This is a genomic window from Sphingosinicellaceae bacterium (genome assembly GCA_019285715.1).
Lineage (GTDB): Bacteria > Pseudomonadota > Alphaproteobacteria > Sphingomonadales > Sphingomonadaceae > Glacieibacterium.
In genome coordinates this window covers 2,698,221-2,722,803 of the sequence record CP079108.1, presented here as the reverse complement: position 1 = coordinate 2,722,803, position 24,583 = coordinate 2,698,221, and the positions used below count along the sequence as shown (strand labels likewise).

Sequence of the window (24,583 nt, the reverse complement as noted above, 5' to 3'; positions counted from 1 at the left end):
GGGTCAAGCGCGGGATGACGATGGGAGCAGCGAGCCCCAAGGTTGCGGTGGCAGGATCATAAAGCTCGCCAGGGTGTAAACTCTGACAACTCTCGACCCGGTGACGCCTTTCGCCCCGCGCTTGAAGTTTCGCCTTCGAACGCCGATATCGTACCTATTCCGGCATCGTGCCGGTTACGGAGAGAGTTAACCAGATGGCCAACCCTCAGATCGATCCTCGCATCGCGTTCCCGCGGGCAGGCGGCGCCGTTATCGGCGACGCAAGCTTCGACGCGGGCCTGCGGTCGTACATGCTGTCGGTTTACAACTACATGGCGTCGGGCGTGCTGCTGACCGGCATCGTCGCGCTGTTCTTCGCGCGCGGCGGGGTGGACAGCATCGCTGCGCAGATCTTCATGCAGCCTGGCATCTTGAAGTGGGTCGTCATGCTGGCGCCGTTCGCGCTGGTCATGGTGCTCAGCTTCGGCATCAACAAGCTGTCGGAGCCGGCCGCCAAGGGCATCTTCTGGCTGTACGCCGGGCTGATGGGCGTGTCGCTGTCGACGATCCTGCTGGTCTATACCGGCGCGTCGGTGGCCAACACCTTCTTCGCGACGGCTGCCAGCTTCGGTGCGCTCAGCCTCTACGGCTACACCACGAAGCGCGACCTGTCGGGCATGGGCAAGTTCCTGATGATGGGCTTGGTCGGGCTCGTCGTCGCGATGCTGATCAACATGTTCACGCAGTCGAGCACGATGTCGCTGATCATCTCAATCGTCGGCGTGCTGCTGTTCGCGGCGCTGACCGTCTACGACACGCAGAAGATCAAGCAGATGTACTATCAGGTCGAAGGCACGGACTTCATGGGCAAGTCGGTGGTAATGGGCGCGTTGACCCTCTACCTCGATTTCATCAACCTGTTCCTGTTCCTCCTGCGCTTCATGGGCGATCGCCGCTAAGCGGTTACCGACGCTAACGAAAACGGCCCGGCGGAGCAATCCGCCGGGCCGTTTTCGTATCGACTTTATTGGTTGAGCAGGGCGTCCTCGACCCAGTCGAGCCGGTCCTGCCCGAAGTACATTGCCTCTCCGACGAAGAAGGTCGGAGCGCCGAACACCCCGCGCGCGACGGCCGCCTCGGTCGCCGCCTTGAGGCGGTCCTTCGCACCCTGGTCGGCGGCGATCTCCATCAGGGCGGGCGCATCCAGCCCGGCAGCGGACAACACCGCGGCAAGGATCTCTGGGTCCCCCATGTTGCGCTCGTCCGCCCACATCGCGTCGAAGACCGCCTCGACATACGGCATGAACCGGCGGTCGCCCTTTAGCCCGGCCGCGATCCGCATCAGGGTGATGGTGTTGATCGGGAAGAACGGGTTGGGCTTGAGGTCGATGCCGTGGCGCGCTGCAAAGCGGTCCATGTCGACGTTCATGTAGCGCCCCTTGGCCGGCACCGCGGCGGGCGAGGCGTTGCCGGTTGCCTTGAACAGCCCACCGAGCAGTACCGGCACATAGTCGACCGTCGCTCCGGTGCGCTCGACCAGCTCGGGCAGCCGCTTGTGCGCGAGGTAGGTCGTCGGCGACCCGAAGTCGAACAGGAACTCGAGCCGGGTCACGCCGCCAGCCTTGGCAGCGTCGTGGCGAGCGGCAGGTGCATCTCGAGCGCGTCGCTGAGCTGCATCTCGATGGGCTTGCCGTCGATGAAGCCGCAGGCCCGGTAGAAGGCGACCGCATGCAGGTTGGCAATGACGTGCAGCGTCGCCGCACCGCGTCCGATGGCCGTCGCGATCGCCGCATCGACCAGTCCGCGCCCGACGCCCTCGCGCCACCGGCCCGGCTCGACGAACAGCGCATCGAGCTCGGCATCACCGTCGGCGCGCTGCAGCACGATCGCGAAGCCCAGTGCGCGGGCGCGAACCTCAGCGACCAATGTGAAGGCGACGTACTCCACCGGCAGCTCGATCAAGTCGGGGTCGTCGAGCAGTGCCTCGCGGGTGTCGGCGTACTCGAGCGCCGACCGGCGCTGGAGCTCCTCGAGCACCAGCCGCTCGGTCGGCCGGGCCGGGCGGATCACCATTTCTCGCTCCATGGGCGGAGGTCGAGCTCATGGGTCCAGGCGTCGCGCGGCTGGGAGTGGAGCATGACGTAGTTGGCGGCGATGTGCTCCGGGTCGAGGATACCGCCGTCGGCCTTGAGGGCGTAGCGCTCTGGGAAGATGTCGCGGATGAAGGCGGTATCGATCGCCCCATCGACGATGACGTGCGCGACGTGCAGCCCCTTCGGCCCGAGCTCGCGGGCCATGCTCTGCGCCAGTGCCCGGGTCGCGTGCTTGCCGCCGGCAAAGGCCGCGAAGCCCGCGCCGCCCCGCATCGAGGCGGTCGCACCGGTGAAAATGATGCTGCCCCGGCCGCGCGGCACCATCCGCCGCGCCGCCTCGCGCCCGGTCAGGAACCCCGCCAGCGCGGTCAGCTCCCAGATCTTGCGGTACTTGCGCGCCGTTTCCTCGAGGATCGAGCAGGGCACGTTGGCACCGATGTTGAACACCGCCACTTCGACCGGCCCGATGTCGCGCTCGACCCGGTCGAACAGCGCGACCATCTGGTCCTCGTCGCGGGCGTCGCAGGCGATGCCGACGGCGCGGCCGCCCGCAGCCTCGATGCGCTCGACCAGCGGGGCCAGTGCATCGGCGGTGCGCCGGACCGGCACCGCGACCAGGCCCGTGGCGGCGAAAGCTGCGACGATCGCCCCGCCGGTCGCGTCACCCGCACCGATGACGATCGCTGAGCCGTGGCTTGCCATGGCCCAGCCTAGGCCGGATCGGCGAGCGGGAAAACCAGGCATGTCGTCGTGCCGGTGGCGATCAGCTTGCCCGAGCCGTCGGTCAGCGTGCCCTTGGCGGTGGCGATGCGGCGGCCCGAGGTGATGACCTCGCCGCGGGCAAAAACCATGCCGGTGTGCTCGGTCATGGCGCGCAGATAGGTGATATTGAGGTCGATGGTCGTGTAGCCGATGCCGGCCTTGAGCGAGGTATGGACCGCGCACCCCATGCAGCTGTCGAGCAACGTCGCCGCATAGCCGCCGTGGACGGTGCCGATCGGATTATAGTGTTGCGGGCCGGGCCGGCCCTCGAACACCACCCAGCCGGGCCCTAAGTCGCCGCCGTGGAAGCCGAGCAGCTCTCCGAAGGGCGGCCGCGGGTGATCACCTGCGAACATCGCCCGCATCATCTCGAGCCCGGTCAGCGACCGCATCACGTCGGGCGCGAAGGCGTCGGCCACGCTCACTTTACGTGCCGGTTGCAGCGCTTCAACTCGGCTTCGCCAAAGGCGGTGCCGCCCGCCGTAAAGCTCGCCACTGGGCCGTTGACGCCCGCCAGCATCGTGCAGGTCGCAACGGCAGCAGCAAGGTGGGTGTCGGCAACGCCGGTGCAGGTATTGTCCTTGCAATGCCAGACGCCCGTCTCGCTGGTGACCTGCGCTTGCAGGGCCGGAGCCGCCAGCGTCGCAGTACTCGGCGCGCCTGCAGCAAGTGCGCCGCTCGACAGGGTTGCTGCAATTGCAATTAAAACAGTGTGAAGTTGGTGCATCGTCGTCCTCGTCAGATAAGGTGCTGGTAGGCGTCGTCGAGAGTGAAGCGCAGCGCAGCGAGACGTGCCGCGCCGAGATGCGCGGTGACTCTGGCCTGCGCCTCCCGCCAGCCGGGCAGCGCGGCGTGAACGCGCTCGGCACCGTCGTCGGTGAGCCACAACTGCTTAGCCCGCCGGTCGTCGGGATCCGGTAAAACCGTCAGCAGACCACTCGCCGCAAGGGGGCGAAACAGCCGGGACAGCGTCGAGGCATCGACTGCAAGTCGCTCGGCCAGGGTCGCGATACCAATGCCGCGCCGCCGTCGCAATTCGCCGAGGATCCCGAACTGGCCGATCGTCAGGCCGTGCGGGCCAAGCGCCTCGTCGTAGATCCGCGTCACCCGCCGCGCCAGCCGACGAATCTTGAACGCGGCGCAGTCCGAAGGCGCCGACGGGTTAGCAATATCGGATTGGGCGACCGCGATCATCGAAACACTCTAAAGCATCTGCAATTGCATGTAACGAAAAAAAGCTTTGTGTGTGGATCTCGGGGCGATGCGGCGTCGCAGCAAAATAGCGGCGATCAGCGCTTGACGTGATATATTATTACATTCTAGGGAGCCGGCATGATTAAGACCAACTTTCTGCTGACGGCCTCGCTGCTCGTGCCCGCACTCGCCGCTCCGGTTCGGGCCGCCGATGCGGATGCTGCCCCCGACATTCACGCGGCGGTCTCGCCCGACATCGTTGTCACCGGGTCGTTGACCCGCGACCGCGCCAGCCTGTTGTCGGGAACGGTCGTCCTGCAGGGGACGGAGCTGACCCGCCAGATCCGCAGCACCATCGGCGAAACCCTGTCCCGGCAAGCCGGTGTCAGCTCGACGGCGTTCGGCCCTAATGCCTCACGCCCGGTGCTGCGCGGCTTTCAGGGCGAGCGCGTCCGCGTCCTGACCGACGGCATCGGCAGCTTCGACGTTTCGAACACCTCGGTGGACCACGCCGTCGTCATCGACCAGCAGCTTGCCGAACGCATCGAGGTTTTCCACGGCCCGACGTCGCTCCTCTACGGCTCGTCGGCGATCGGCGGCGTCGTCAACGTAATCGACAAGCGGATCCCGCGCGGCGTGCCTGATGAACCCGTCCACGTCGACCTGCTCGGCACCTATGCGTCCGCCGCCAACGAGCGCTCGGGCGGAGCCGTCGTCGATATCCCGCTGGCGAGCAACATCGTCGCCCACTTCGACGGCAGCTACGCAAAGACTGACGACCTCGACATCGGCGGCTACGTCCTGTCCCCGGAACGCCGCGCCGAAGCACTGGCCAGCACCAACCCAGCCGTTCGCAGCCTGGCGGCGCTGCGCGGAACTCTGCCCAATTCGGCGGCGCGGACCTACCAATTTGCCGGCGGGCTAGCCGTCATCGACGACAACGGCGACCTCGGCTTTGCGGTCAGCCACTACGACAGCAATTACGGCGTCCCGGCGCGCTACGACCTGACCACCGGCTTCGGCGAGGAGGTCCACCTTGCGGTCAAGCAGACTCGCGTCGACGCCCGCGCCAGCCTCCAGCTCGGCGACGGCTTCTTCGAGAAGCTGAGTGCGCGCTACGGCTTCGCCAACTACCAGCACGAGGAGCTGTCGGACACCAACCAGGTCAACACCACCTTCCTCAACAAGAGCATGGAGGGCCGGCTCGAGCTCAACCAGGCCAAGCGTGGGCCGTGGACGGGGTCGACCGGCGTGCAGTTCCTGATCCGAGACTTCAACATCATCGGCGACGAAGCCTTCGTGCCGAAGAACACCACCAACCAGATCGGGGTGTTCACCCTCCAAACGCTCGATTTCGGCGCGATCAAGGCCGAGGCCTCAGCGCGCTACGAGCACCAGAGCATCAACACCATACTCAGCGAGTTCCGCGGCCAGCCCAACGCCTTCGATCGCAGCTTCGACACTTATTCGGCCTCGACCGGGGGAAGCGTCGCGCTGGCGCAGAACGTCCGGCTCGGCGTCGACGTCTCGCACACCGAGCGCGCACCCTCGGCAGAGGAGCTTCTTGCCAATGGCCCACATGGCGGGACGCAAGCCTTCGAGGTCGGTGACCGTAGTTTCCAAAAGGAGATAGCCAACGGCGCGGAGGCGGTGCTGCGCGCCCGCGGCAGCGGCTACACCTTTGAGGCGTCGGTCTATTACACGCGTTTCCGCCACTACATCTACGAGGTTCAGACCGGCGCCGTCGATGAGGAAAGCGGCCTGCCGGTGTTCCAGAACCGGGCCGGCAACGCGCGCTATTACGGCGCCGAAGCACAGGGGTCGCTGACGCTGGCCCACTTCGGCGACTATACCTTCGGGGTCGATGCGCTCGCCGACTACGTCAATGCGCAACTGCTTAATGGGCTCGGCCCGGTGCCCCGCATTCCGCCGTTCCGGGTACTTGGCGGCGTCAGCCTCAACAGCGACCGCGCCGATGCTCGCCTCGAGGCCGAGTATTCGGCGAAGCAAGACCGCGTCTCCGACTTCGAGACCCAGACCGGCGCCTACACTCTCGTCAACGCCAGCGTCAGCTACCGGCCGTTCACCGCGAGGCCGGCGGTCAGCGTCGTGCTCTCGGCGAACAACCTGTTCGACGTCGACGCGCGCCGCCACGCCTCGTTCCTGAAGGACTTCGCGCCGCTGCCGGGCCGCGATGTTCGGGTTTCGGTGCGCTTTACTTATTGAGGCTGGCTATATCGGTGGGCCCGTCGTGCGGCATCGAGGCGATCCACGCGCGGATCAAGGCGACACCCTCGGCGTGGGTCACGGTACGGCCGAACTGCGGCATCATCACGCCGGGCTCCGTCGAGTCCATGCGGTGGACGATGATCGACAGGTCCGGGTGACCGGGGTCGATCGAGAACTCCAGCCCTCCCGAAGCGCGGCCGGCAGCGACTGGACGCTTGCCCACACCCAGCGCCGACGCCACCGACTCCTCGAGGTTGAGGTACAATCCAGAGTTGCTCGCCAGCCCGGAGCGCGAGTGGCAGTGGGCGCAATTGGCATCGAGGTAGGCGCGCGCGCGGTCGGCGACGGGGACGTGCGGATCGTCCCAGCGCGGCGTCGCGGCGACGGTCGCCGGCACCCCGGTCAGCATTCCGGTCCGGGTCCAGTGCGCGAGCTGGTTCTCGGTACCCCCGGCATAGGTGAAGCTGCCATTGAGATTGCGTGCTTTCGGGCCGATCGGCGTGACGATCTCGCCACTCAGGTGGCATTGCTTGCACTGGTTGACGTTGGGCACCGCATAGTCGATCGCGCGGCCCTTGAAGCTGACCGCGACCCGCGCTCCGGCGCGCTTCAGCACCGCCTCGGTCTGCTCGGCATTCCAGACATAGGTATTGGGCACCCAGCCGTCCGCCTTGCGGATCAGTAGCCGGGTCTCGATGAAGCGTTCACCCGATGCGGCCGGGTAGGCGAAGGTCTTGACCAGCGTCGTCCCGACCGGGAACTCGACGACTCCCGTCGCGGTGTAGCGCGCACTCTGCCCCGCCGGCAGGAACACGAAGCGGTGCTTGGTGGCGTAGTCGCTGAACAGTGGCGTATTGAGCGCATACGGGATCAGTCCCTTGTTAGGGGTCCGCGCGCCGGCATCGGCGAACAGATGGTACGCCCCGAGCGTCGGTGCCGGATCGACTGCGAGCAGCGCGGCCTGGTCGACCGGGAGTGGCGCCGGTGCGACGCCGGCAAGCGCCAACAGCAGCGCGGCAAAGGTCGCCCGCACCGTCACCGTGCCGAGGCGCGCGCCGTCTGGGCCGCCGGCAGCACGATGGCCGCGAGTTGCGAGCCCTCGGTATAGGTCATCGTGTCGATTCGTGGCTGAGCCTTGGCCACTGGCGTTCCTTGCGTCTTGAGCTGCAAATTCAGGACATTACCGTTGATCTTGAGATTGTCGGCGTCGCTGATGGTCGCACCTCCGGGAACGACATAGTCGGTGACGCCGTCCCACATCACGTTCGGCAGCGTGCCGCCGACCGCTGCGGCGAGACCCTTGCCGCCCTCGAAGGCGGGGGCGAAGCCGTTGCGGCCGAATTTGTTGGCACCGATGACGACGGCGCGGGGCAGGGGGTTGTAGCTCTTGTCGGTGAACGCCTGTCGGTACGATACGACCATCACCGCATTGCCGCCGTTGCCGCTGATGTCGTTGTCGAAGACGTGGACGTCGCGGTTGGCCATGACCATCACGCCAGTCCCGGTCGGCACCCCGGCGACGATGTTGCCCTTGGCGGCGAAATTCGGCGTGTCGTTGTCGACGACCTTGTTGCGGAACAGGCGGACGCTGTGGCCGCCCATCTGGGGTAGCCCGGGCAGGTCGAAAACCAGGATGCCGCCGGCGTTCTTGGTCGCGACGTTGTCGAAGACGTCGGCGTTATAGCTGTTCTCGATCTCGATGCCGGCGACGTTGAATTCGGCGCGGCTGTTCTTGACGACGATGTTGCGCGACTGGCCGACATAGATCCCCGCATCCGACGCGCCGCTGACGGTGACGCCGTCGATCAGGACGTTGGCGGAGCTGACCGGATAGACGCCGTAGGCACCGTTGGTTTCCTTGGGGCCGTGGGTCCAGACCACGCGCAGGCGGACGAAGCTGATGCCGTCCGCGGCCTTTGCCTTGATCCCGTTGCCGCGGGCGTTCTCGACCGCGAAGTCTCGCACGGTGACGTCCTTGGAGGTCACCAGTAGCCCCTCGCCCTCACCCTTCTGGCCGTCGAACGAGAGGACCGTCTTGTCCATGCCGGCACCGGCGACAATCACGCCCGCGACGTCAAGCGACAGTCCCTCGGTCAGCTCGAATCGCCCGGCCCCGAGCGCTACCATGTCGCCTGGATGGGCATCGATCAGCGCGGTCTGGAGTCGCTCCTGCGCGTCGGGTCCGGGTGCGACCTCGATTGTCCGGGCAGTGGCCGGGCCGGCAAGCAGCAAGGCGATCAGCAGGCGATTCATCGATCGTGTCCCCGTTTACGTAGCATTCGTACCTACTCGCCCGAGGGGCAGTGGTCGATAGTGCAACGTCCAGCGGTGTCTTCACAAAGAAATGTTAAACATTTGCGCCCATTGCAGCTGACTCGGTGGCGGCACAGACGTCGCACGGCGCACAGACCGCCTCCGTCACCGATCGTGTCGACAAGCGAGGGCGGTGGGATGGCGACGCGAGCGGCGGGGAACACGAAGCGACGGTCCGATGCAGGCTTGCGCCCCCGGTCACGACCGCCGTTTGGTGACGGCACGGACACTGGACTTCATGGCAACGGGGTGGCCGACCTCCTCCTCCAGCGCATGGCGAGCGTCGTCGCGGCGAGTGGCGTCGGAGTCGTGCGGGGCCGCCTGGGCGGTGGTCCGCGGTGGGCAAACGACGCCTTCCTCGAAATGTCTGGCTACCGGCGCTCCGATCTCGCCGGCCTGAGCTGGACGGCGCTGACGACAGTCGAGCCCTGGACATTCCTGCCTGGAGCGCCGGACGATATCGCACCCGCCGACGAGCATGAATTCGTCCGTAAGGACGGCAGCCGCTGGCCGGTCATCGTCAGCCGCGGCGTCGACCCGACAGATAGCGCTCAACTGATCCTGTTCGTCGTCGACCTGTCCGCGTCGCGGCTTGCCGAGGCCGCGCGCTCGGCTGCCGATGTCGAAAGCGAGCAGCGCTTCAGGCGACTCGCGGACGACATTCCGGTGATCGTCTGGTGCGTCGATCCTGCCTCCCAAGCGACCTATCTGTCTAAAATCTGGTACGATTACACCGGCCAGACCGAGGCCGGCGCGCTCGGCCGCGGCTGGATGAAAGCGGTGTGCCGCGAGGACCTCGGTCGGATGATGCCGCTGGCGCGCTGCGTCGCGAAAGGCAAACCCTTCGATTTCGACTTCCGCGTGCTGGCTAGCGACGGCACCGCCCGCTGGTTCATGAGTTCGGGGCGGCCGCGATTCGACACCGCCGGGCGGCTGGTGGGTTTCGCCGGGTCGCTGACCGATATCCACGACCGCAAGCTGGCGGAGCGCGAACTCGCCGACGTCCAGTTGCGGTTGTCGCGAGCGCTCGACGGCACAGGCGTCGGGGTCTGGGAATGGGATGCGGCGGCCGACAGCGTCAGTGTCAGCGGCAGTGCGCTCGGCCTCGCGGGCATCGCCAGCGCGCGGGAGTCTTATCACCGGGTCGACTACCGCGCAGCGATCCACCCCGACGACCGCGAGCACCTGCTGGCCGCGATGGCCGAGTATGTCGAAGGCCGCAGCCAGGATTTCGCCGTCGAGGTCCGGCTTCGACGCAATAACGGCGGTTGGATCTGGGTGCTGGACCGCGGCCTTGCGACGGCGCGCGACGCGCAAGGCCGGGCGACCCGGATGGTCGGCACGCTGACCAACATCGACGACAGCAAGTGCGCGGCCGAACGCCTGCGCTGGACCGTCGACCATGATGCACTCACCGGCCTCGCCAGCCGCACATTTTTCAACACGCGCCTTGAAGCGGCACTCAGCGGCGACCGGCGGGTCGGGCTGGCTCTTCTCGATATCGACGACTTCAAGAGTGTTAATGACGTGCACGGCCATGCTGCCGGCGACGCCTTGCTCAAGGTGCTGGCACAGCGGCTTGCCGATTTCGCCTACCCCGACGAGACGGTGGCGCGCCTTGGCGGCGACGAGTTCACGCTGATCATCCCGGACTGCGGTAGCGCGCAGCGGCTCACCGGGCGCCTCGAGAAACTCCGAAGCATCTTGTCCAGCCCGTTCCTCCACGAGGGCGAGACGCTCACCTGCCGGTCGAGCATCGGCGTCGCCATCGCCCCGGGGCACGGCGGCGACCCGTCCACCCTTATGCGCAGCGCCGACATGGCGATGTACAACGCCAAGGCCGGCGCTTTTGGCGGCGTCGCGCTCTACGATCCGGCGCTGGGCGCGCGGATGCGCCGCGAGACCGCTCCACTGGCGACCGTCCGCGCCGCCCTCGATGCCGACACGATGAGGCCGCTTTACGAACCGATCGTCCGGCTCAGCGACGGTCGCCTCGTCGGCTACGAGGCGCTGGCACACGTGGCCGGCGGCGACGAGGCGCCGGTCGACACCCATGAGTTCGAGGCCAGCTTCGGCGACGCGGAACTTAGCATCAGGCTCGGTGCCTGCATCCTCGACCGGGCGCTTGCCGACTTCAGGTCCTGGCGCAGCGCCGGACTCGCGCCGAAATTTCTCGCCGTGAACGTGACGATCGCCGAGCTCCGGCAAGGCGACTATGCCAACCGCCTACTTGCCAAACTCGCGGCTCATGATTTTCCGCCCGCCAGCCTGCGCATCGAGATTGTCGAGAACGGCCTGCATTGTGGCCGCGCCGGAAGCGCCAGTGCCGCGACGCTCGCGGCACTGCGGGACGGCGGCATGCTCGTCGGACTCGACAAGTTCGGCACCGGCTCGTCGTCGCTGTCGCACCTGTCGCAACTGCCGTTGGCGGCGGTCAAGATCGACCGCCAGTTCGTCCGCGGGGTCGCCGAACCCGGCAGCGACCGGACCATCGTCCGCATCATCACCGGGCTCGGCGCAACCCTTGGCCTCCGCATCGTGGCGGTCGGGGTCGAGACCGCCGCCCAGGCGAGAACTCTCTCCGAACTCGGTTGCACCTTCGGACAGGGCAGCTGGTTCGGCGCGCCACGCGATGCCGCGGCGACGCTGGCGCAGTTGCAAGCCACGCCGGGCAACTAGATCCGCGCGTTCTCCGCCTGCGCCCAGGCGAAATCTGCCAGCAACTCGACCCCTTCGGCGCTCTTCTGCGCGTGAGCGCTCGCCGCCGTACCCCGCATTACCCGGCCACGGATGCCGTGTAGAATCGCAGCCAGTCGGAACATGTTGTAGGCGACGTAAAAATCGAGGTTCGGGATGCCCTCGGGGCGATTGGTGCGCTTGCAGTAGGCCTCGACATATTCGTCCTCGCTCGGAATGTTGAGCGCGACGAGGTCGTTGCCGAGGAGCCCGGCAGTTGCTGCAGGAGGCATCCGGTACATCATCAGGTGATAGCTGAAGTCAGCGAGCGGGTGGCCGAGTGTCGACAATTCCCAGTCGAGCACCGCCAGCACCTTCGGCTCGGTCGGGTGGAAGATCATGTTATCGCAGCGATAGTCGCCGTGGACGACCCGCGACTCATCGCCGTCGTCGGGAATGTTCGCGGGCAGCCACTCGACAAGCTTGTCCATCGAGGCGACCCGCCCGGCATCTGCATCCTCGAGATACTGCTTCGACCAGCGCCCGATCTGGCGGACGAAATAATTGCCCGGCTTACCGAAGTCACCGAGGCCGATGGCGACCGGATCGAGGTTGTGGAGCTGGGCGATGGTGGCGTTCATCGCATCGAAATACCGCGGACGGTCGTCGCGGCTGACATCGGGGAAGGTATTGTCCCAGATGATCCGGCCCTCGACGCAGTCCATAACGTAAAACCAGGTGCCGATGACGTCGTCGTCGGTGCACAGCCCAAAGGTCCGTGGGGCCGGAAAACCGGCGGCGTGGAGCGCGGTGATGACCTTGTATTCGCGGTCGACGGCGTGGGCCGACTTGATCAGCAGGCCGGGCGGCTTGCGGCGCAGGACATAGTTCTGGAGCGGCGTCTCGAGCTTGTAGGTCGGGTTCGACTGGCCACCATTGAACTGGCGAACCGTCAGCGGTCCGGCATAGTCGGCGACATTTGCCGCCATCCAGGTTGCCAGTCGCGCCTCGTCGAAGCCGAGGCCCTGGCGAACTTCGCCTGCCCCCGACATCTGCTCCTGTCGTGTCGCCATCAAACCTCCCTGCCGATATCGCGCCGGCAGAAACCGCCGGGCCATTCGATCTTGTCGACGCCAGCATAAGCGCGGGCGCGCGCCGCGCCAACATCGCGCCCGAGGCCGGTCACCGCAAGCACGCGTCCGCCTGCCGCCACGAGCTTTCCGTCGGCCAGCGCGGTGCCGGCATGGAAGACCGTCGTTTTCGCGGCTTCGGCGGCGTCGATGCCCCCGATCGAGGTTCCGCTGCGCGGCGTCCCTGGATAGCCTTCGGCCGCCATGACCACGGTAACGGCGGGTTCGTCCCGCCACGCCGTATCGGCTGCAGCCAGCGTACCGTCGCAGGTCGCGACCAGCAGGTCGACGAGATCGCTCGCCAGCCTCGGCATCAGGACCTGGCATTCCGGGTCGCCGAAACGGACGTTGTACTCGATCAACTGCGGGCCCGTCGGGGTCAGCATCAGCCCCGCATACAACACTCCCTGGAACGGCGTGCCCGCCGCCGCCATCGCGCGGATCGTCGGCTCGATGATCTCGCGCATTGCCTGCGCCTCGAGTGCGGCCGTCAGGTGCAGCGCCGGTGACACGGCCCCCATGCCCCCGGTGTTTGGCCCGGTATCGCCGTCGCCGACGCGCTTGTAGTCCTGCGCACTCGCCAGCGAGAGCGCGTCGATCCCGTCCGACAGCACGAACAGGCTCGCCTCCGGCCCGCTCAGGAACGCCTCGATCACCACTGCCCCGGTCATCGCGGCGAGCGCGTCCCGCGCCTCGGCGTGGGTCGCCGCGATCACCACGCCTTTCCCCGCAGCGAGCCCGTCAGCCTTGAGAACCACCGGCAACGCATGCGCAGCGACATAATCCACGGCATCGGCGGCATGTTCGAAGCGCCGGTAGGCGGCGGTCGGAATCCCGGCCTGAGCGCAAAGGTCCTTGGTAAAGCCCTTCGACCCCTCGAGCCGCGCCGCTGCCGCGCTCGGCCCGAATACCCGCCGCCCGGCGGCGCGCAGGGTATCCGCAAGGCCGGCGACCAGCGGCTGCTCGGGACCGATGACCACCAAGCCGATGTCGTGCTCCGCGGCAAAGGCGACGACCGCTGCATGATCTCCCGCGTCGAGCCCGACGCACTCGGCTTCGCGCGCGATGCCGGGGTTACCCGGCGCGCAGTACAGCGCCCCGCACTGCGGCGACTGGCGCAATTTCCAGCAGAGCGCATGTTCGCGCCCGCCGCCGCCGATCACGAGGATGTTCATCGCCCGGTGCATAGCCGCGCCAGCGCGGCGGCGGAACCCTTCGGTCTCGTGACGGCTATGACCATGCCATCCGGGGTAAACGCTTGCCGACACTCGCTCATCTGTCCGACATCCATTTCGGTCGCCATGACCCTGCTGCGGTCACCGCGATCCTCGCCGATCTCGCCGCCCTGCGACCGACGCTCGTCGTCATCAGCGGGGACTTTACCCAGCGCGCGAAGCGGCACGAATTCGCCCAGGCGCAGGACTTCCTGCACGCGATCGAGGCGCTGGGCCTGCCTTGGCTTGCCGTTCCCGGGAACCACGACGTCCCCCTGTACAATGTCGTCCGGCGCTTCCTGCGACCGCTCAGCCGCTACCGGCGCTACATCACCCCCAACCTGCTGCCCCGCTTCGAGGCGCCGGGGCTTGCGGTGGTTGGGATCAACACCGCCCGCTCGTGGACGATCGCCGATGGCCGGGTCTCGTTCGAGCAGGCCGCGATCATCCTGTCGGCGTTCGACGGCATTTCCGCCGATGCGGTGCGCGTCCTCGTCACCCACCACCCGCTCGTCGACCTGCCGTGGGGCCGGGAAGGGGCTAGGCTCGATGCTGCGGGCCGGTCGGTCACGGCGCTCAACGCCGCCCGCGCTGCCGGGGTCGCCCTGCTGCTTGCCGGGCATCACCACCGCAGCTTCACCGGTTCGGGTGCAACCTTTCACGACGCCGATGGATCGCTGCTCGTGGTGCAGGCGGGTACCACGACCTCGACCCGGGTCCGCGGCGAGGCCAACAGCTATAACGTCATCCTTGCGACGCCCGACCATGCCGAGATCGAGGTTCGCTCCCGCACCGAAGGCGAATTCGCGACCGTCCTGCGCGAGGTCCACGACCGCGTCGACGGCAAGTGGATCGTCAGCGAAGGTCGGTCCGCTCCGCCGGCACCATCAGCTTGAGCGCCTGGCGCGCGACCGACACTTCGATCGGGGTCGTCGCCAGTACCTCGCCGTCGACCGAGACGCGCATCGGCGGCACAGTCTCGATCCGCAGCCCCTTGGTCCGGAACGACACGAGCTCGCGCTTGTCGCGTTGCCCGATGGCGCTGCGAAACCAGCTTTTCGCCAGCGTCCAGCCCGATCGCCCGATGACCACCTGGATCGTCAGGTCGTGGCTTTCGACGCTCGCCTCGCCGGCGACCTCGAGCCCGCCAAGATATTGGCCATTGGCAATCCGCACCTCGAGCGCCTCGAAGCGGCGGACCTTGCCGTCCTCGATGAGATCGCAGGTGAAGGGTTTGAATCGGGCAAGGCTCCACGCTGCCCAGCCGAGATAGCCGATCCGGCCGAGCACGGCCTTCAGGCCGTGCGGGACGGTCTCGCCGATCATCGCCGGCAGGCCGATCGCAGCTGCGTTGGTGAAGACATGGTCGTTGATCCGGCCGAGGTCGATGTCCGCGACCCGCCCGGTGGCGAGGATGCCGACCGCGCCCGCGAGGTCCTGCGGGATGCCGAGTGTTCGCGCAAAGCTGTTCGCCGTGCCGAGCGGCAGCACGCCGAAAACCACGGGCTTGCCGATGAAATGGCGCGACACCGAACTCAACGTGCCGTCGCCGCCGCCGACGGCCACCAGCGTCGCCCCGCCGGCGATGACCTCGCACACGGTCGTGTCGAGTTGCTCCGGGTCGGGTATGGCGTGCGTCGCGTCGAGGCTGAAGCCGGCCTCCCGGAACAGTTTGCAGGCGTGCGCATAGAGCCGGCGCCCGCGCCGTGACTTAGTGTTGACGATCAGCGTCGCCTGGCGATCCCGCGCAATGCGTTCTGCGAGTTCGAACTTCTCCGCCTGGCGATCGGTGTCGAGGGTCGTCAAGCGGTGGACGGACGGATCATGGCTACCCGATAACGACGAGGACTGTACCGAGGAGTACGAACGCCGGGTCGTTCGGGGTCCAACCGTGCCCGGGCTCATGTCGGACATTCCCTTTTTCCGGCCTACGACGTAATCAGCTTCGGTGAACGCACCCAGCATCAACACACCCGAATATTCGGTCTCCGAACTCGCCGGCGCGCTCAAGCGCACGGTCGAGGCAGCGTACGGCTATGTCAGGGTCCGCGGCGAAATCAGCGGCTTCAAGCGCGCCGCCTCGGGCCACGTCTACCTGTGCCTCAAGGACGATAGCGCGGTCATCGACGGCGTCATGTGGAAGGCCACCGCGGGCGCGCTGCCGTTCCGGCCCGAGGACGGGCTCGAGGTCATCGTCACCGGCAAGCTCACCACCTACCCGGGCCGGTCGAAATACCAGATCGTCATCGAGCGCATGGAACCGGCCGGCGTCGGCGCGCTGCTTGCCCAGCTGGCGGAGCGCAAGCGCAAGCTGGCCGAGGAGGGCCTGTTCGACGCCGACCGCAAGCGCCCGCTACCCGACATCCCGCAGGTCATCGGGGTCATCACCTCGCCGACCGGGGCGGTCATACGCGACATCCTGCACCGTCTCGCCGAGCGCTTCCCGCGCCGCGTCATCGTCTGGCCCGTCGCGGTGCAGGGCGATACCGCGGTCGGGCAGGTCGTCGCCGCGCTGGCCGGGTTCAATGCCCTCGACGGCAGCGGCCCGATTCCGCGTCCCGACCTGCTGATCCTGGCGCGCGGCGGTGGCTCGATCGAGGATCTCGCCGCCTTCAACGAGGAGGCCGTCGTCCGCGCCGTCGCCGCGTCGGGCATCCCGGTCATCACCGCGGTCGGCCACGAGACCGATACCACGCTGGTCGACTTCGCCTCCGACCACCGTGCCCCGACCCCGACCGCCGCCGCCGAGCGCGCCGTGCCGGTGCTCGCCGACCTCCGCGCCAGTCTCGGCGCGATGGCGCTTCGGCAGGACCGTTGCGTCCGCCGCGGTGTCGAGCTGCGCCGCGAGCGTACCGAGGGCCTGGGTCGCCGCCTGCCGAGCCCGCGGACCTTGCTCGGCCTCCGCCAGCAGCGCTTCGACGAGCTCGCCGAACGCCTGCCCCGCTCGCTGACCACCGGAGCCGCCCGGTGGCGCGCCCGCTACGACGGCATCAGCGGTCGCCTGCAGCCGGCGATGCGCGGCCTGATCGCGAACGACCGCCAGAAGTTGACCCGCACCGCGACGCCGCTGCGACTGGTCGTCCTCATCAACGGTCGTGACCGTGCCGGCGCACGGCTTGGGCAGGCGTCGCGACTGCTCGGTTCGCTCGGGCCGATGCAGGTTATGAAGCGCGGTTACGCCCTCGTGCGCACCGCCGACGGCAAGCCGGTGACGTCAGCCGCTCTGGCGCGCGCGGAGGCCGTGCTGTCGCTCGGATTCGCCGATGGTGAAGTGCCGGTGTCGACGGCGCTGCCGCGGCAGGGTAGGTTGTTCTGATGCTCGATTTCCCACATGCTTGACTTCAACGGCGGCCGCCCGGCGCGACTGCGCTATCTGTCCGGATCCTTCGACGTGCTCGCGCCCGGCGACTACGTGACCTGCGCTGTCAGTGGCAAGCGGGTGCCCTTGGGCAGCCTGCGCTACTGGTCGTCGGAGCTGCAGGAGGCCTATGCGTCGGCCGACATCGCGGTGAAGCGCTACGGCGAGATGCGGGCAAAGGGCCGGATTTGACGCAGTCCATCGCGGGCATCCTGCTCGCGCTCCTCGTCGGCTGCGCCAAGCCGGTGCCGGCTGGTGAAATCAGCCTGGCCGGGCATGCGGAGCAGGGCGGCCTGCTGTTCGGGATCGCGCCGCCGGGAACGTCCGTGCTCAGGCTGGGGGACGTGCCGGTCCGCCTCGCGGGTGACGGGCGCTTCGTCGTCGGCTTCGGGCGTGATGCCCCCGCGTCGGCAATCCTGACCGCGACGCTCGCCGATGGTCGCGCCGTGACCCGCACCGTCGACGTCGAGAAACGCACCTACCAGGTCGAGTCGATCCCGAGCCTGCACCGCCCCACCACCGGCCCCAGCCCCGAATACGAAGCGATGCGCGCGCCCGAACTCGCCATGATCACCGGCGCTCGCACCGGCGAGACCAGCGAAACCGGCTGGACCCAGGCCTTCGAATGGCCCGCACAGGGCCGGATCAGCGGCGTTTACGGCTCGCAGCGTATCCTCGGCGGTGTGCCGAGCAGCCCGCATTACGGCGTCGACATCGCGGCACCCGCGGGCACGCCGATCGTCGCCCCGGCCGACGGCATCGTGCGCCAGGCCGGGCAGCTGTTCAGCCTCGAGGGCAACCTCGTCATGATCGACCACGGCCACGGCCTCGGCTCGGCATTCCTGCACCTGTCGCGGGTCGACGTCGTCATCGGCGAGCAGGTCAAGCGCGGCCAGACCATCGGCGCGATCGGCACGACAGGCCGTTCGACCGGGCCGCACCTCCATTGGGGCATGACCTGGCACGACGTGAAGATCGACCCCCAATTGCTCGTCGGCGCGATGCCGGGCGCGCCAGAGGCCACTAAACCATGACCCCTGAAGTCCAGGCGTTGCTCGGCAACGCCTCCGGCCTGTTCCGGGCCGGATTCGTGGCCGAGACGATAGCCGCTTACGAAAAGCTGCTCGCGCGCGAACCGAACCTGCCCGACAGCTGGTTCAATCTCGCCATTTCGCAGCGCCGGGCGCGCCAGCCCGAGGCCGCGTTGGCGTCGTATCAGCGCGCGCTCGACCTCGGCATCAGCGGACCGGAGGAGGTACATCTCCAGCGCGGCGTGATCTTCTCCGATGATCTCGGGCGTAGCGACGCGGCACGCGCTGAACTCGAAGCGGCGCTGGCGATCGATCCAGATTATGTCCCCGCGCTCCTCAACCTCGGCAATCTGCACGAGGATTACGGCGAGCGGGAGCCGGCACACCAGGCCTACGAGCATGCCCTTGCGCTCGAGCCCGAGTTGCCGCTCGCGCTCGCCCGGCTGGCCGGGCTCGCCACGATCAAAGGCTCCGATGACGCCTTGCTGGGGCGGCTGCGCGACGCTCTCTCGCGGCCCGATGCCAACCTTGTCGACCGCGCCGATCTCGGCTTTGCCCTCGGTGCCGCCCTCGACCGGGTCGGCGACTACGACGCGGCGTTTGGCGCCTACCAGGTCGCCAACCGCGCCAGTCGCGAATTCGCTGCCAATGCCGGGCTGCGCTACGACCGGGAGGCCCAGGCACGGCTCGTCGACCGGCTGATCGAGGTCTTTCCCGCCAAGGTCGATCGGCCCGTCGGTGAGGCCGGTGCCCAGTCGCCGATCTTCATCTGCGGGATGTTCCGCTCCGGCTCGACGCTGACCGAGCAGATCCTCGCGCGCCACAGCAGGGTCGTTGCCGGCGGCGAGCTCGGGGCATTGCCGACGCTCGTCCTCGAGCATCTCGTGCCCTATCCGGAATCGGTGGCGAGCGTTTCCGGCGAAGAGTTGGCCATGTTGCGCGACGAGTATCTCGCCAAGGTCGGCGGTCGCCATCCGGCGGGTACCGTCCTGACCGACAAGCGCCCCGACAATTTCCTGCACATCGGCCTGATCAAGACGCTGATGCCCGACGCGCGGATCGTGCACACGACGCGCGCGACGCTCGACAATTGCCTGTCGGTCTATTTCCTGCACGCCGCCCCCGAACTTGCCTACGCTACGGCTCTCGAGGACATCGTCCACTACGACCGCGAGCACCAGCGATTGATGGACCATTGGCGCGCCGCCTATCCCGGCGACATCTTCGAGCTCGATTACGACCGGCTGGTGGCCGACCCGGCCGCAACGGTCGACGCATTGGTCGCATTCTGCGGACTGGAGGCCGAGCCCGGCATGCTCGACCGTCCCGCCACCCCGCAGGTGGTCCGTACCGCCAGCAATTGGCAGGTCCGCCAGCCACTCTACCGAGGTTCCTCAGGGCGCGCGCAGCACTACAGCCGCCACTTCGCTATCGGTGCCACGCCGTCGTGATGAACGCCGTCGGGCTGGCGCAACTCGAACGACGGTGCCGCCGGTGACCCGGTCCGAGGGCCAGGCTGGAACTGTGCTGGCGCTTGCCAAGGCGGGAGACATTCGTGGAGCGATCGCTGCTGGCGAAGCGGTGCTTGCCGGTGGTTCGCCCGACGCTCCGTTGGCGTTGTTCGTTGGGATGCTCTGCTGCCGGGCGGGCGACCTCCAGCGCGGCATCCCGCATCTACGACGTGCCGTTGCGGCGGCTCCGCGCGAGCTGGGTGCCAAGGTCGAGCTGGCGCGGGCGCTGCTCGCGTCCGGCGCGCTGGTCGAAGCGGACGAGGTCGCGGCGCCGCTTGCCTCGGTCGCGACGCCAGCGGGACGCGAGATGCAACGGATCCGCGCGCACGCCTTGTCGCGTCAAACCCGCGCCGAGGAAGCAGGCGTGCTGTTCGAACAGCTGACCCGCGCCGACGCCGGCGACTTCGAAAGCTGGGACGGCCTTGGCGTCGCTCGGCTGGCGGCCGGGGATTATGCCGGTGCTACGGCGGCGCTCCAGCGGGCGACTGCGCTGCGCCCGACTGCCAGCGCCTACTGGATCAACCTGGCGCGCGCTTATGCTGCTGCCCGGGACTTTGCCAGCGCCGTCGAGGCCGCCCGCAAAGCGGTTGCGCGTGTTCCCGAGGACGCAGCGGCTCAACTCGAGCTGGGTCGCGGGCTGACCGGCCTCGACCGCGACGACGAAGCCTTGGTCGCGCTCGCCACAGCACGAGCGGCGGCACCGGGCAACGCCGAAATTCTCGCGGAGATCGGCGACCTTGAATTCACCTGCAAGGCGCCCGAACGGGCCGGTATCAGCTTCCGCGCCGCGCTTGCCGTGCGCCCGGACCTGCACCCGGCCCTGCTCGGACTCGCCAAGGTACTCGAACGGTTGAACCAGACGACCGAGTTGCTGGCCCTGCTCGATGAAGCCGAGGCCTTGGGGGTCAGCCCCGAAGCGACTGCGCTGATGCGGGCGCAGGCGTTGCGCAACGAGGGGAAGTTCGACGAGGCCCTCGCCGCCGCGCGTCGTTCGCCCGCCGATCACGACGCGGTGGCGCGTGCCCAACTGATCGGCGACCTTGCGGACCGGCTCGGCGACACCGACGCTGCATTCGCCGCGTTCTCGGAGGCGAACGACCGCCTTGCCGAGGCGGCTGTCGGATCGGCGCAGGCGGCTTCCGGCTATCTCGAGACCTTCCGCCGGATTCGCGAGATTCTGTCCCCGGCATGGTACGCATCGTGGGGTCCGCCCGCTCCAGCATCCCGGCGACCGGCACCGCTGTTCATCTTCGGCTTCCCGCGCTCCGGCACGACGCTCATCGACACCATGCTCAGCGGCCACCCGGATGCGGCGGTGATCGAGGAGGGGCCGGCAATCGACAGGGTCGCCGCGCTGGCGGGACCGGTCGAGCACATCGCCTCGTTGTCGGCCGCTGACATCGAACGTCTCCGCGCCCGCTACTTCGAGGAGGTCGACAAACTGAGCCCCGATGCCGGCAGCCGGCTGATCGTCGACAAGCACCCGCTTGCGCTGGGCAATGCGCCGCTCCTGCACCGCCTGTTCCCCGACGCGCGCTTCATCTTCGTCGAGCGGCACCCATGCGATGTCGTGCTAAGCTGCTTCATCACCAGCGCACAAATGGACAGCCGGGTCGCGAGCTTCTTCAGCTTCACCGGCACCGCCCGCCTGTACGACCGCGTGCTGGCGTTTTGGGAGCGCTGCACGACGGTCCTGCCGATAGCGGTCCATACCATTCGCTATGAAACGCTGATCGCCGATCCCGAAACCGAGTTGCGGCGCCTGGCAAGCTTTGCCGGGCTGAAGTGGACCGACAAGCTGCTCGCCCACCAATCGAGTGCATCGGCCCGGGGGTACATCGGTTCGCCGAGCTATGCGCAGGTCGCCGAGCCGATCTACACCCGGGCCAAGGGCCGCTGGCGACGCTACCGCGAGCACATGGCACCGGTCATGCCGATACTGCGCCCGTGGATAGAGCGGATGGGGTACGACGTCGACTGAACGACGCCGTAGCCTGCCATCACTGACTGTTCGTCGTCCGCAACGACTGAACCCGCTCGACGGTCTCGCGCTGACTGTGCTCGAGCCGATCCCACTCCGAAGCCGTCATGCAGGTTTTCTGGGTCTGCAACCGGCTGCCGAGCACCTCGTTCGTGCGGCAAACAATCCGGTTGGGATCCTGTGGCTTCCTGTCGGTCTGTGACCGTGCCAGAGCCGGCGCGGTGGCAGAAAGGGCTATCGCAGTAACAATCAAGAACTTGAACATAGGACCACCTGTCTGGCACACAGCCACCAGCCAATATCGATAGTGCTGGTCGCGAAGTGGCTATCTTGCAAGTCTGTCAGGCAATGTCAAAGGCGAGCGTGAGCCGTTCGCCGGTCGGGAATGCGCGGGTACCGTGCCAGCTCGTCGAGGGAAACAGGACCAGCCGGCCCGGTCGGGCTGCGATTATCCGGTGCTGCGGCAAATCGAGCCCAAGGGTCGCCGGCGGCTCACCAAGAGTTAGAAAGCCGGCGTCGCCGCGCGCGCTCGGTGGTATCGCAACGTAGAAAGCCGAGCTTAGCCAACCCTCTGTATGGACGTGCGGTTCGTGAAATCCGCCATCGGTGAGCCGGACCGACCACGAGCCCGCAAAGCGTGGCCGTCGCGGGATGCGCGCCAGAAACGGATGCGGCGTACCCGGCAGCGGCAGCGCGGCAATATAGGAGGCAACCTCTGCGAAAACGCGGTTGCGGACCGCACGAATGGCCGGATCGATCCGCGAAAACAGCGGGCCATCGGTCTGGGTGCCGCCGCGGACCGACTGGTCCAGTGGTTGGTGCCGGGTCAGGTGAAGCGGGCGCAGGGCGTCGGCGAGCGGTGCCAGCAGTGGCCAGTCCTCCCCGAAGTCGATGATCTTGATGAAGCGGTCGTCGTCGAGCCAGGCCGCGCGCGTGTCCCCGGTCAGCCGCCAGGCCAGCGACAGATACGGTCTCGCGGTCTCGTCCAAAGCCTTGGGCAGGCCCTCCGCGATGGCCGCAACCCGCTCCGGCTCCTTCCTCCGCAGCAGGTGACGAAGCCAGTGCAACGCGAGCGACGGGGCAGCGAGCGGATCGAGCCGGGCGAAGGCGGCGTCTGCCGCGGCAAGTTGGCCATGCTCGGTCGCGACCATCGCCGTCGACGCAATCAGCATCGGAATGTCGCCGAGTTCCGGCCTCGCAGCGGCGATCGCCGCCATCGCCAGCTCGCCGAATCCCGACCGGTGCAGCGCCATGATCTTCAGGTCGTGGAGCCGCGCGTCCCGGGGTGCCTTGGCAATCGCCGCATCGAGTTCGTCAAGCGCCCGGTCTACCCCCGCAGCGGCAAAACGCAGGCGGATCAGCGTCGAATGGCCAGCCAGCCAGCCTGGGTGCGTCCGAAGCATGCCGGCGAGCAAGGCGTCGGCACCCGACTCATCGCCGGCGGCGAGCATTGCGGCAGCATGCCCGAGGATGATGTCGCCGTCGTTCGGGGCCAGTCGTCGTGCGCGCTCGAACCAGCCGAGGCTTTCCACGCCTGCCTCAATGGCGGTGTGGGCGCGGGCATGGACCAGGCGCGCACTGCCCGGTGTCAGTCCGACGGCGCGGTCGAGCGCTTCGAGGGCAGCGACGTGGTCACCGACGGCGCGGTGCAGCAGGCCCACGACATGGAGCAGCGTGGCATCGAGCGGCACCTGCGCGGCGAGCACCGCCAGCAGGGGCAGGACGTCCTCCTCCCGGCGCTCGTCGAGGGCACGCAGTCCGAGGTTGGCTGCCACCGATCTGTCGGGACTTGGGCGGCGCACAGCCTCGAATAGTTGCTCGAATGAAGGGGTTGCCGCTGTCGCGGTCATCGTGACGCTCTCACAGCCCGGCCCCGTGACCGGCCTCGTCGGCTTCCATGACACGCGCGACCGCGGCGCATTCGGCGCGGCTCAGCCCGGGGTGCCAGAGGTCGAGGATGAGCACGATCCGCGGTTCGTCGCTGTCATTCGCGGCCTCGTGTTCGATCGTGTCGTCGAAGACGAACGCCTCGCCGACGCGCCACTCGCGGCGCTCGGCACCGACGCGGAACCAGCAACCGTCGGGCACGATCAGGGGCAGGTGACAAACCAGGCGGGTGTTGGCAATTCCGGTGTGCGGCGGAATCCGGGTGTGCGGGCGGAGCAACGAGAACATTGCGTTCGGCGAGCGGCCGGCGATCCGCGGCTGGTCGATCCGCGCCAGCAGCGCCATCGTCTCGGGGCAGCGCGTGGCGTTCTCGTCGACGACGCGCCCGCCGTGGAGCAGGTGGAACGCAGTCCAGTCGAGCGAATTGTTGAGCCCCGACCACTGCCGGACCGGCGTGCCCGGCGCATAACTGATATAGGGCTCGGCCCGCGCCGATTGGTGCTCGAGGAGCGCGGTCAGCTCGGCCAGGATCGCCGGCGTGGCGTCCTCCAGCATGCCCAGCCACGGGACATCGTCGCGGCGATGGAACTCGCGCTCGACCAGGCCCGGGAAATGGTAATGCGTTGGTTCGGAGTGAAAGACCCTGGTGCGGCGCAGCGCGTTCGACTTGAAGCGCTCGAGGTTGGCGCGTTCGAGATCCGATAATGTCGGGTCCTGCGCCAGAGCACTGTCCCAAGCGGCGGCGACGCCCCGTTGGTAGGCCTCGACGCGGGTCCTGGCGTGCGCGACGGCCTGCGTCAGTTGCGCCGGCACGGGCGCGCCGTCGACGAGTTGGGCGAGGGCGTGTGAATACGTGCGCGCCGCTTCGGCCCCGGCGCCGGTTGCTTCGAGCAGGTTGGCGCGGCTGAGCAGCGCCATGAAATGCAATGGGTCGACGCTCAACGCTCCGGCCACTGCAGCGAGCGCACCGGGAAGATCGCGGGCGGCGCGTCGTGTCGCGGCGAGTTTCAGCCACGTGTCGACGCGGGCCGGCGAAGCTTCGACGACGCGCGCTAACAGCGCCTGCGCTGCAGCAAAGTCGCCCCTTGACGCAGCGCGGTCAGCCTGGACCTCGACCGCATCCAGCGCCGCGATGTCCGGGTCGATGATGTCAGGGTCGGTCGAAGCCATGCGGATCAACTGCCAGAGCGCGAAACAAAAAGAAACGGCGGACCTTGCGGCCCGC

General features: G+C 67.7%; 23 protein-coding genes. 9 read left to right on the top strand and 14 right to left on the bottom strand.

Features of this window, described 5'->3' with window-relative positions; genetic code table 11:
* Nucleotides 1-194 precede the first annotated feature (194 nt).
* The gene (locus KX816_12655; protein ID QXQ05129.1) at nucleotides 195-938 is read left to right on the top strand and encodes a Bax inhibitor-1/YccA family protein; all 744 of its coding nucleotides are present in this window, start codon (nucleotides 195-197) and stop codon (nucleotides 936-938) included.
* A gap of 65 nt (nucleotides 939-1,003) precedes the next feature.
* Here KX816_12655 and KX816_12650 read toward each other — a convergent pair whose 3' ends face one another.
* Genes KX816_12650 through KX816_12625 form a run of 6 tightly spaced genes read right to left on the bottom strand, consistent with a single transcriptional unit; the run spans nucleotide 1,004 to nucleotide 4,028 of the window.
* A complete protein-coding gene (locus KX816_12650; protein ID QXQ05128.1) occupies nucleotides 1,004-1,591 on the bottom strand; it encodes a 2-hydroxychromene-2-carboxylate isomerase in 588 nt (195 codons plus the stop codon).
* Nucleotides 1,588-2,052, bottom strand: a complete 465-nt coding sequence (locus KX816_12645) for a GNAT family N-acetyltransferase (GenBank protein ID QXQ05127.1) — start codon at nucleotides 2,050-2,052, stop codon at nucleotides 1,588-1,590. The genes KX816_12650 and KX816_12645 overlap by 4 nt, the downstream gene beginning before the upstream one ends.
* Nucleotides 2,046-2,774: an SDR family NAD(P)-dependent oxidoreductase gene (locus KX816_12640; GenBank protein ID QXQ05126.1), complete on the bottom strand. Its 729-nt coding sequence runs from the start codon at nucleotides 2,772-2,774 to the stop codon at nucleotides 2,046-2,048. The genes KX816_12645 and KX816_12640 overlap by 7 nt, the downstream gene beginning before the upstream one ends.
* A gap of 8 nt (nucleotides 2,775-2,782) precedes the next feature.
* Nucleotides 2,783-3,253 (bottom strand): PaaI family thioesterase, encoded by a 471-nt coding sequence (locus KX816_12635; GenBank protein QXQ05125.1) that lies wholly within the window; start codon nucleotides 3,251-3,253, stop codon nucleotides 2,783-2,785.
* A 2-nt stretch (nucleotides 3,254-3,255) separates the two neighbouring features.
* Entirely contained in the window at nucleotides 3,256-3,561 is a 306-nt protein-coding gene (locus KX816_12630; protein QXQ05124.1) for a hypothetical protein, read from the bottom strand.
* An 11-nt stretch (nucleotides 3,562-3,572) separates the two neighbouring features.
* Nucleotides 3,573-4,028, bottom strand: coding sequence for a MarR family winged helix-turn-helix transcriptional regulator (locus KX816_12625; protein QXQ05123.1), 456 nt, complete (start codon nucleotides 4,026-4,028; stop codon nucleotides 3,573-3,575).
* Between the two features lie 138 nt (nucleotides 4,029-4,166).
* Here KX816_12625 and KX816_12620 point away from each other — a divergent pair, with 138 nt between their 5' ends.
* On the top strand, nucleotides 4,167-6,254 hold the full coding sequence (locus KX816_12620; GenBank protein ID QXQ05122.1) for a TonB-dependent receptor: 2,088 nt from the start codon (nucleotides 4,167-4,169) through the stop codon (nucleotides 6,252-6,254).
* On the opposite strand, the gene KX816_12615 is transcribed toward KX816_12620, so the two are convergent.
* Nucleotides 6,244-7,290, bottom strand: a complete 1,047-nt coding sequence (locus tag KX816_12615; protein QXQ05121.1) for a hypothetical protein — start codon at nucleotides 7,288-7,290, stop codon at nucleotides 6,244-6,246. The genes KX816_12620 and KX816_12615 overlap by 11 nt on opposite strands.
* Nucleotides 7,291-7,292: 2 nt before the next feature.
* Nucleotides 7,293-8,510 carry a right-handed parallel beta-helix repeat-containing protein gene (locus KX816_12610; protein ID QXQ05120.1) on the bottom strand — a complete coding sequence of 406 codons (1,218 nt, stop codon included), beginning with the start codon at nucleotides 8,508-8,510 and terminating at the stop codon, nucleotides 7,293-7,295.
* Between the two features lie 309 nt (nucleotides 8,511-8,819).
* Here KX816_12610 and KX816_12605 point away from each other — a divergent pair, with 309 nt between their 5' ends.
* The gene (locus tag KX816_12605) at nucleotides 8,820-11,249 is read left to right on the top strand and encodes an EAL domain-containing protein (protein ID QXQ05119.1); all 2,430 of its coding nucleotides are present in this window, start codon (nucleotides 8,820-8,822) and stop codon (nucleotides 11,247-11,249) included.
* Here the strand turns inward: KX816_12605 and KX816_12600 are convergent.
* Both KX816_12600 and purD read right to left on the bottom strand, forming a co-directional pair.
* The gene (locus KX816_12600) at nucleotides 11,246-12,319 is read right to left on the bottom strand and encodes a phosphotransferase (GenBank protein ID QXQ05118.1); all 1,074 of its coding nucleotides are present in this window, start codon (nucleotides 12,317-12,319) and stop codon (nucleotides 11,246-11,248) included. The genes KX816_12605 and KX816_12600 overlap by 4 nt on opposite strands.
* Nucleotides 12,319-13,551: a phosphoribosylamine--glycine ligase gene (gene purD, locus KX816_12595; protein QXQ05117.1), complete on the bottom strand. Its 1,233-nt coding sequence runs from the start codon at nucleotides 13,549-13,551 to the stop codon at nucleotides 12,319-12,321. The genes KX816_12600 and purD overlap by 1 nt, the downstream gene beginning before the upstream one ends.
* A gap of 83 nt (nucleotides 13,552-13,634) precedes the next feature.
* Between purD and KX816_12590 the strand changes: the two genes are divergently transcribed.
* Nucleotides 13,635-14,486, top strand: coding sequence for a metallophosphoesterase (locus KX816_12590; GenBank protein QXQ05116.1), 852 nt, complete (start codon nucleotides 13,635-13,637; stop codon nucleotides 14,484-14,486).
* On the opposite strand, the gene KX816_12585 is transcribed toward KX816_12590, so the two are convergent.
* Nucleotides 14,446-15,495, bottom strand: a complete 1,050-nt coding sequence (locus tag KX816_12585) for a YegS/Rv2252/BmrU family lipid kinase (GenBank protein QXQ08547.1) — start codon at nucleotides 15,493-15,495, stop codon at nucleotides 14,446-14,448. The genes KX816_12590 and KX816_12585 overlap by 41 nt on opposite strands.
* 43 nt (nucleotides 15,496-15,538) lie before the next feature.
* Here KX816_12585 and xseA point away from each other — a divergent pair, with 43 nt between their 5' ends.
* Genes xseA through KX816_12560 form a run of 5 tightly spaced genes read left to right on the top strand, consistent with a single transcriptional unit; the run spans nucleotide 15,539 to nucleotide 21,471 of the window.
* A complete protein-coding gene (gene xseA / locus KX816_12580) occupies nucleotides 15,539-16,906 on the top strand; it encodes an exodeoxyribonuclease VII large subunit (protein ID QXQ05115.1) in 1,368 nt (455 codons plus the stop codon).
* 15 nt (nucleotides 16,907-16,921) lie between these two features.
* Entirely contained in the window at nucleotides 16,922-17,140 is a 219-nt protein-coding gene (locus KX816_12575) for a DUF2093 domain-containing protein (protein ID QXQ05114.1), read from the top strand.
* Complete coding sequence (locus tag KX816_12570; GenBank protein QXQ05113.1) at nucleotides 17,137-17,982, top strand: M23 family metallopeptidase; 846 nt, start codon at nucleotides 17,137-17,139, stop codon at nucleotides 17,980-17,982. Before KX816_12575 ends, KX816_12570 begins: the two co-directional genes overlap by 4 nt.
* Nucleotides 17,979-19,430 (top strand): sulfotransferase, encoded by a 1,452-nt coding sequence (locus KX816_12565; GenBank protein QXQ05112.1) that lies wholly within the window; start codon nucleotides 17,979-17,981, stop codon nucleotides 19,428-19,430. Before KX816_12570 ends, KX816_12565 begins: the two co-directional genes overlap by 4 nt.
* A 43-nt stretch (nucleotides 19,431-19,473) precedes the next feature.
* Nucleotides 19,474-21,471, top strand: a complete 1,998-nt coding sequence (locus KX816_12560; protein QXQ05111.1) for a sulfotransferase — start codon at nucleotides 19,474-19,476, stop codon at nucleotides 21,469-21,471.
* Nucleotides 21,472-21,490: 19 nt separating this feature from the next.
* On the opposite strand, the gene KX816_12555 is transcribed toward KX816_12560, so the two are convergent.
* From KX816_12555 to KX816_12545, 3 genes are all read right to left on the bottom strand, one after another.
* Nucleotides 21,491-21,736 carry a hypothetical protein gene (locus tag KX816_12555; GenBank protein ID QXQ05110.1) on the bottom strand — a complete coding sequence of 82 codons (246 nt, stop codon included), beginning with the start codon at nucleotides 21,734-21,736 and terminating at the stop codon, nucleotides 21,491-21,493.
* A gap of 76 nt (nucleotides 21,737-21,812) precedes the next feature.
* Nucleotides 21,813-23,246: a hypothetical protein gene (locus KX816_12550; GenBank protein ID QXQ05109.1), complete on the bottom strand. Its 1,434-nt coding sequence runs from the start codon at nucleotides 23,244-23,246 to the stop codon at nucleotides 21,813-21,815.
* An 85-nt stretch (nucleotides 23,247-23,331) separates the two neighbouring features.
* Complete coding sequence (locus KX816_12545; GenBank protein ID QXQ05108.1) at nucleotides 23,332-24,528, bottom strand: aspartyl/asparaginyl beta-hydroxylase domain-containing protein; 1,197 nt, start codon at nucleotides 24,526-24,528, stop codon at nucleotides 23,332-23,334.
* Nucleotides 24,529-24,583 lie beyond the last annotated feature (55 nt).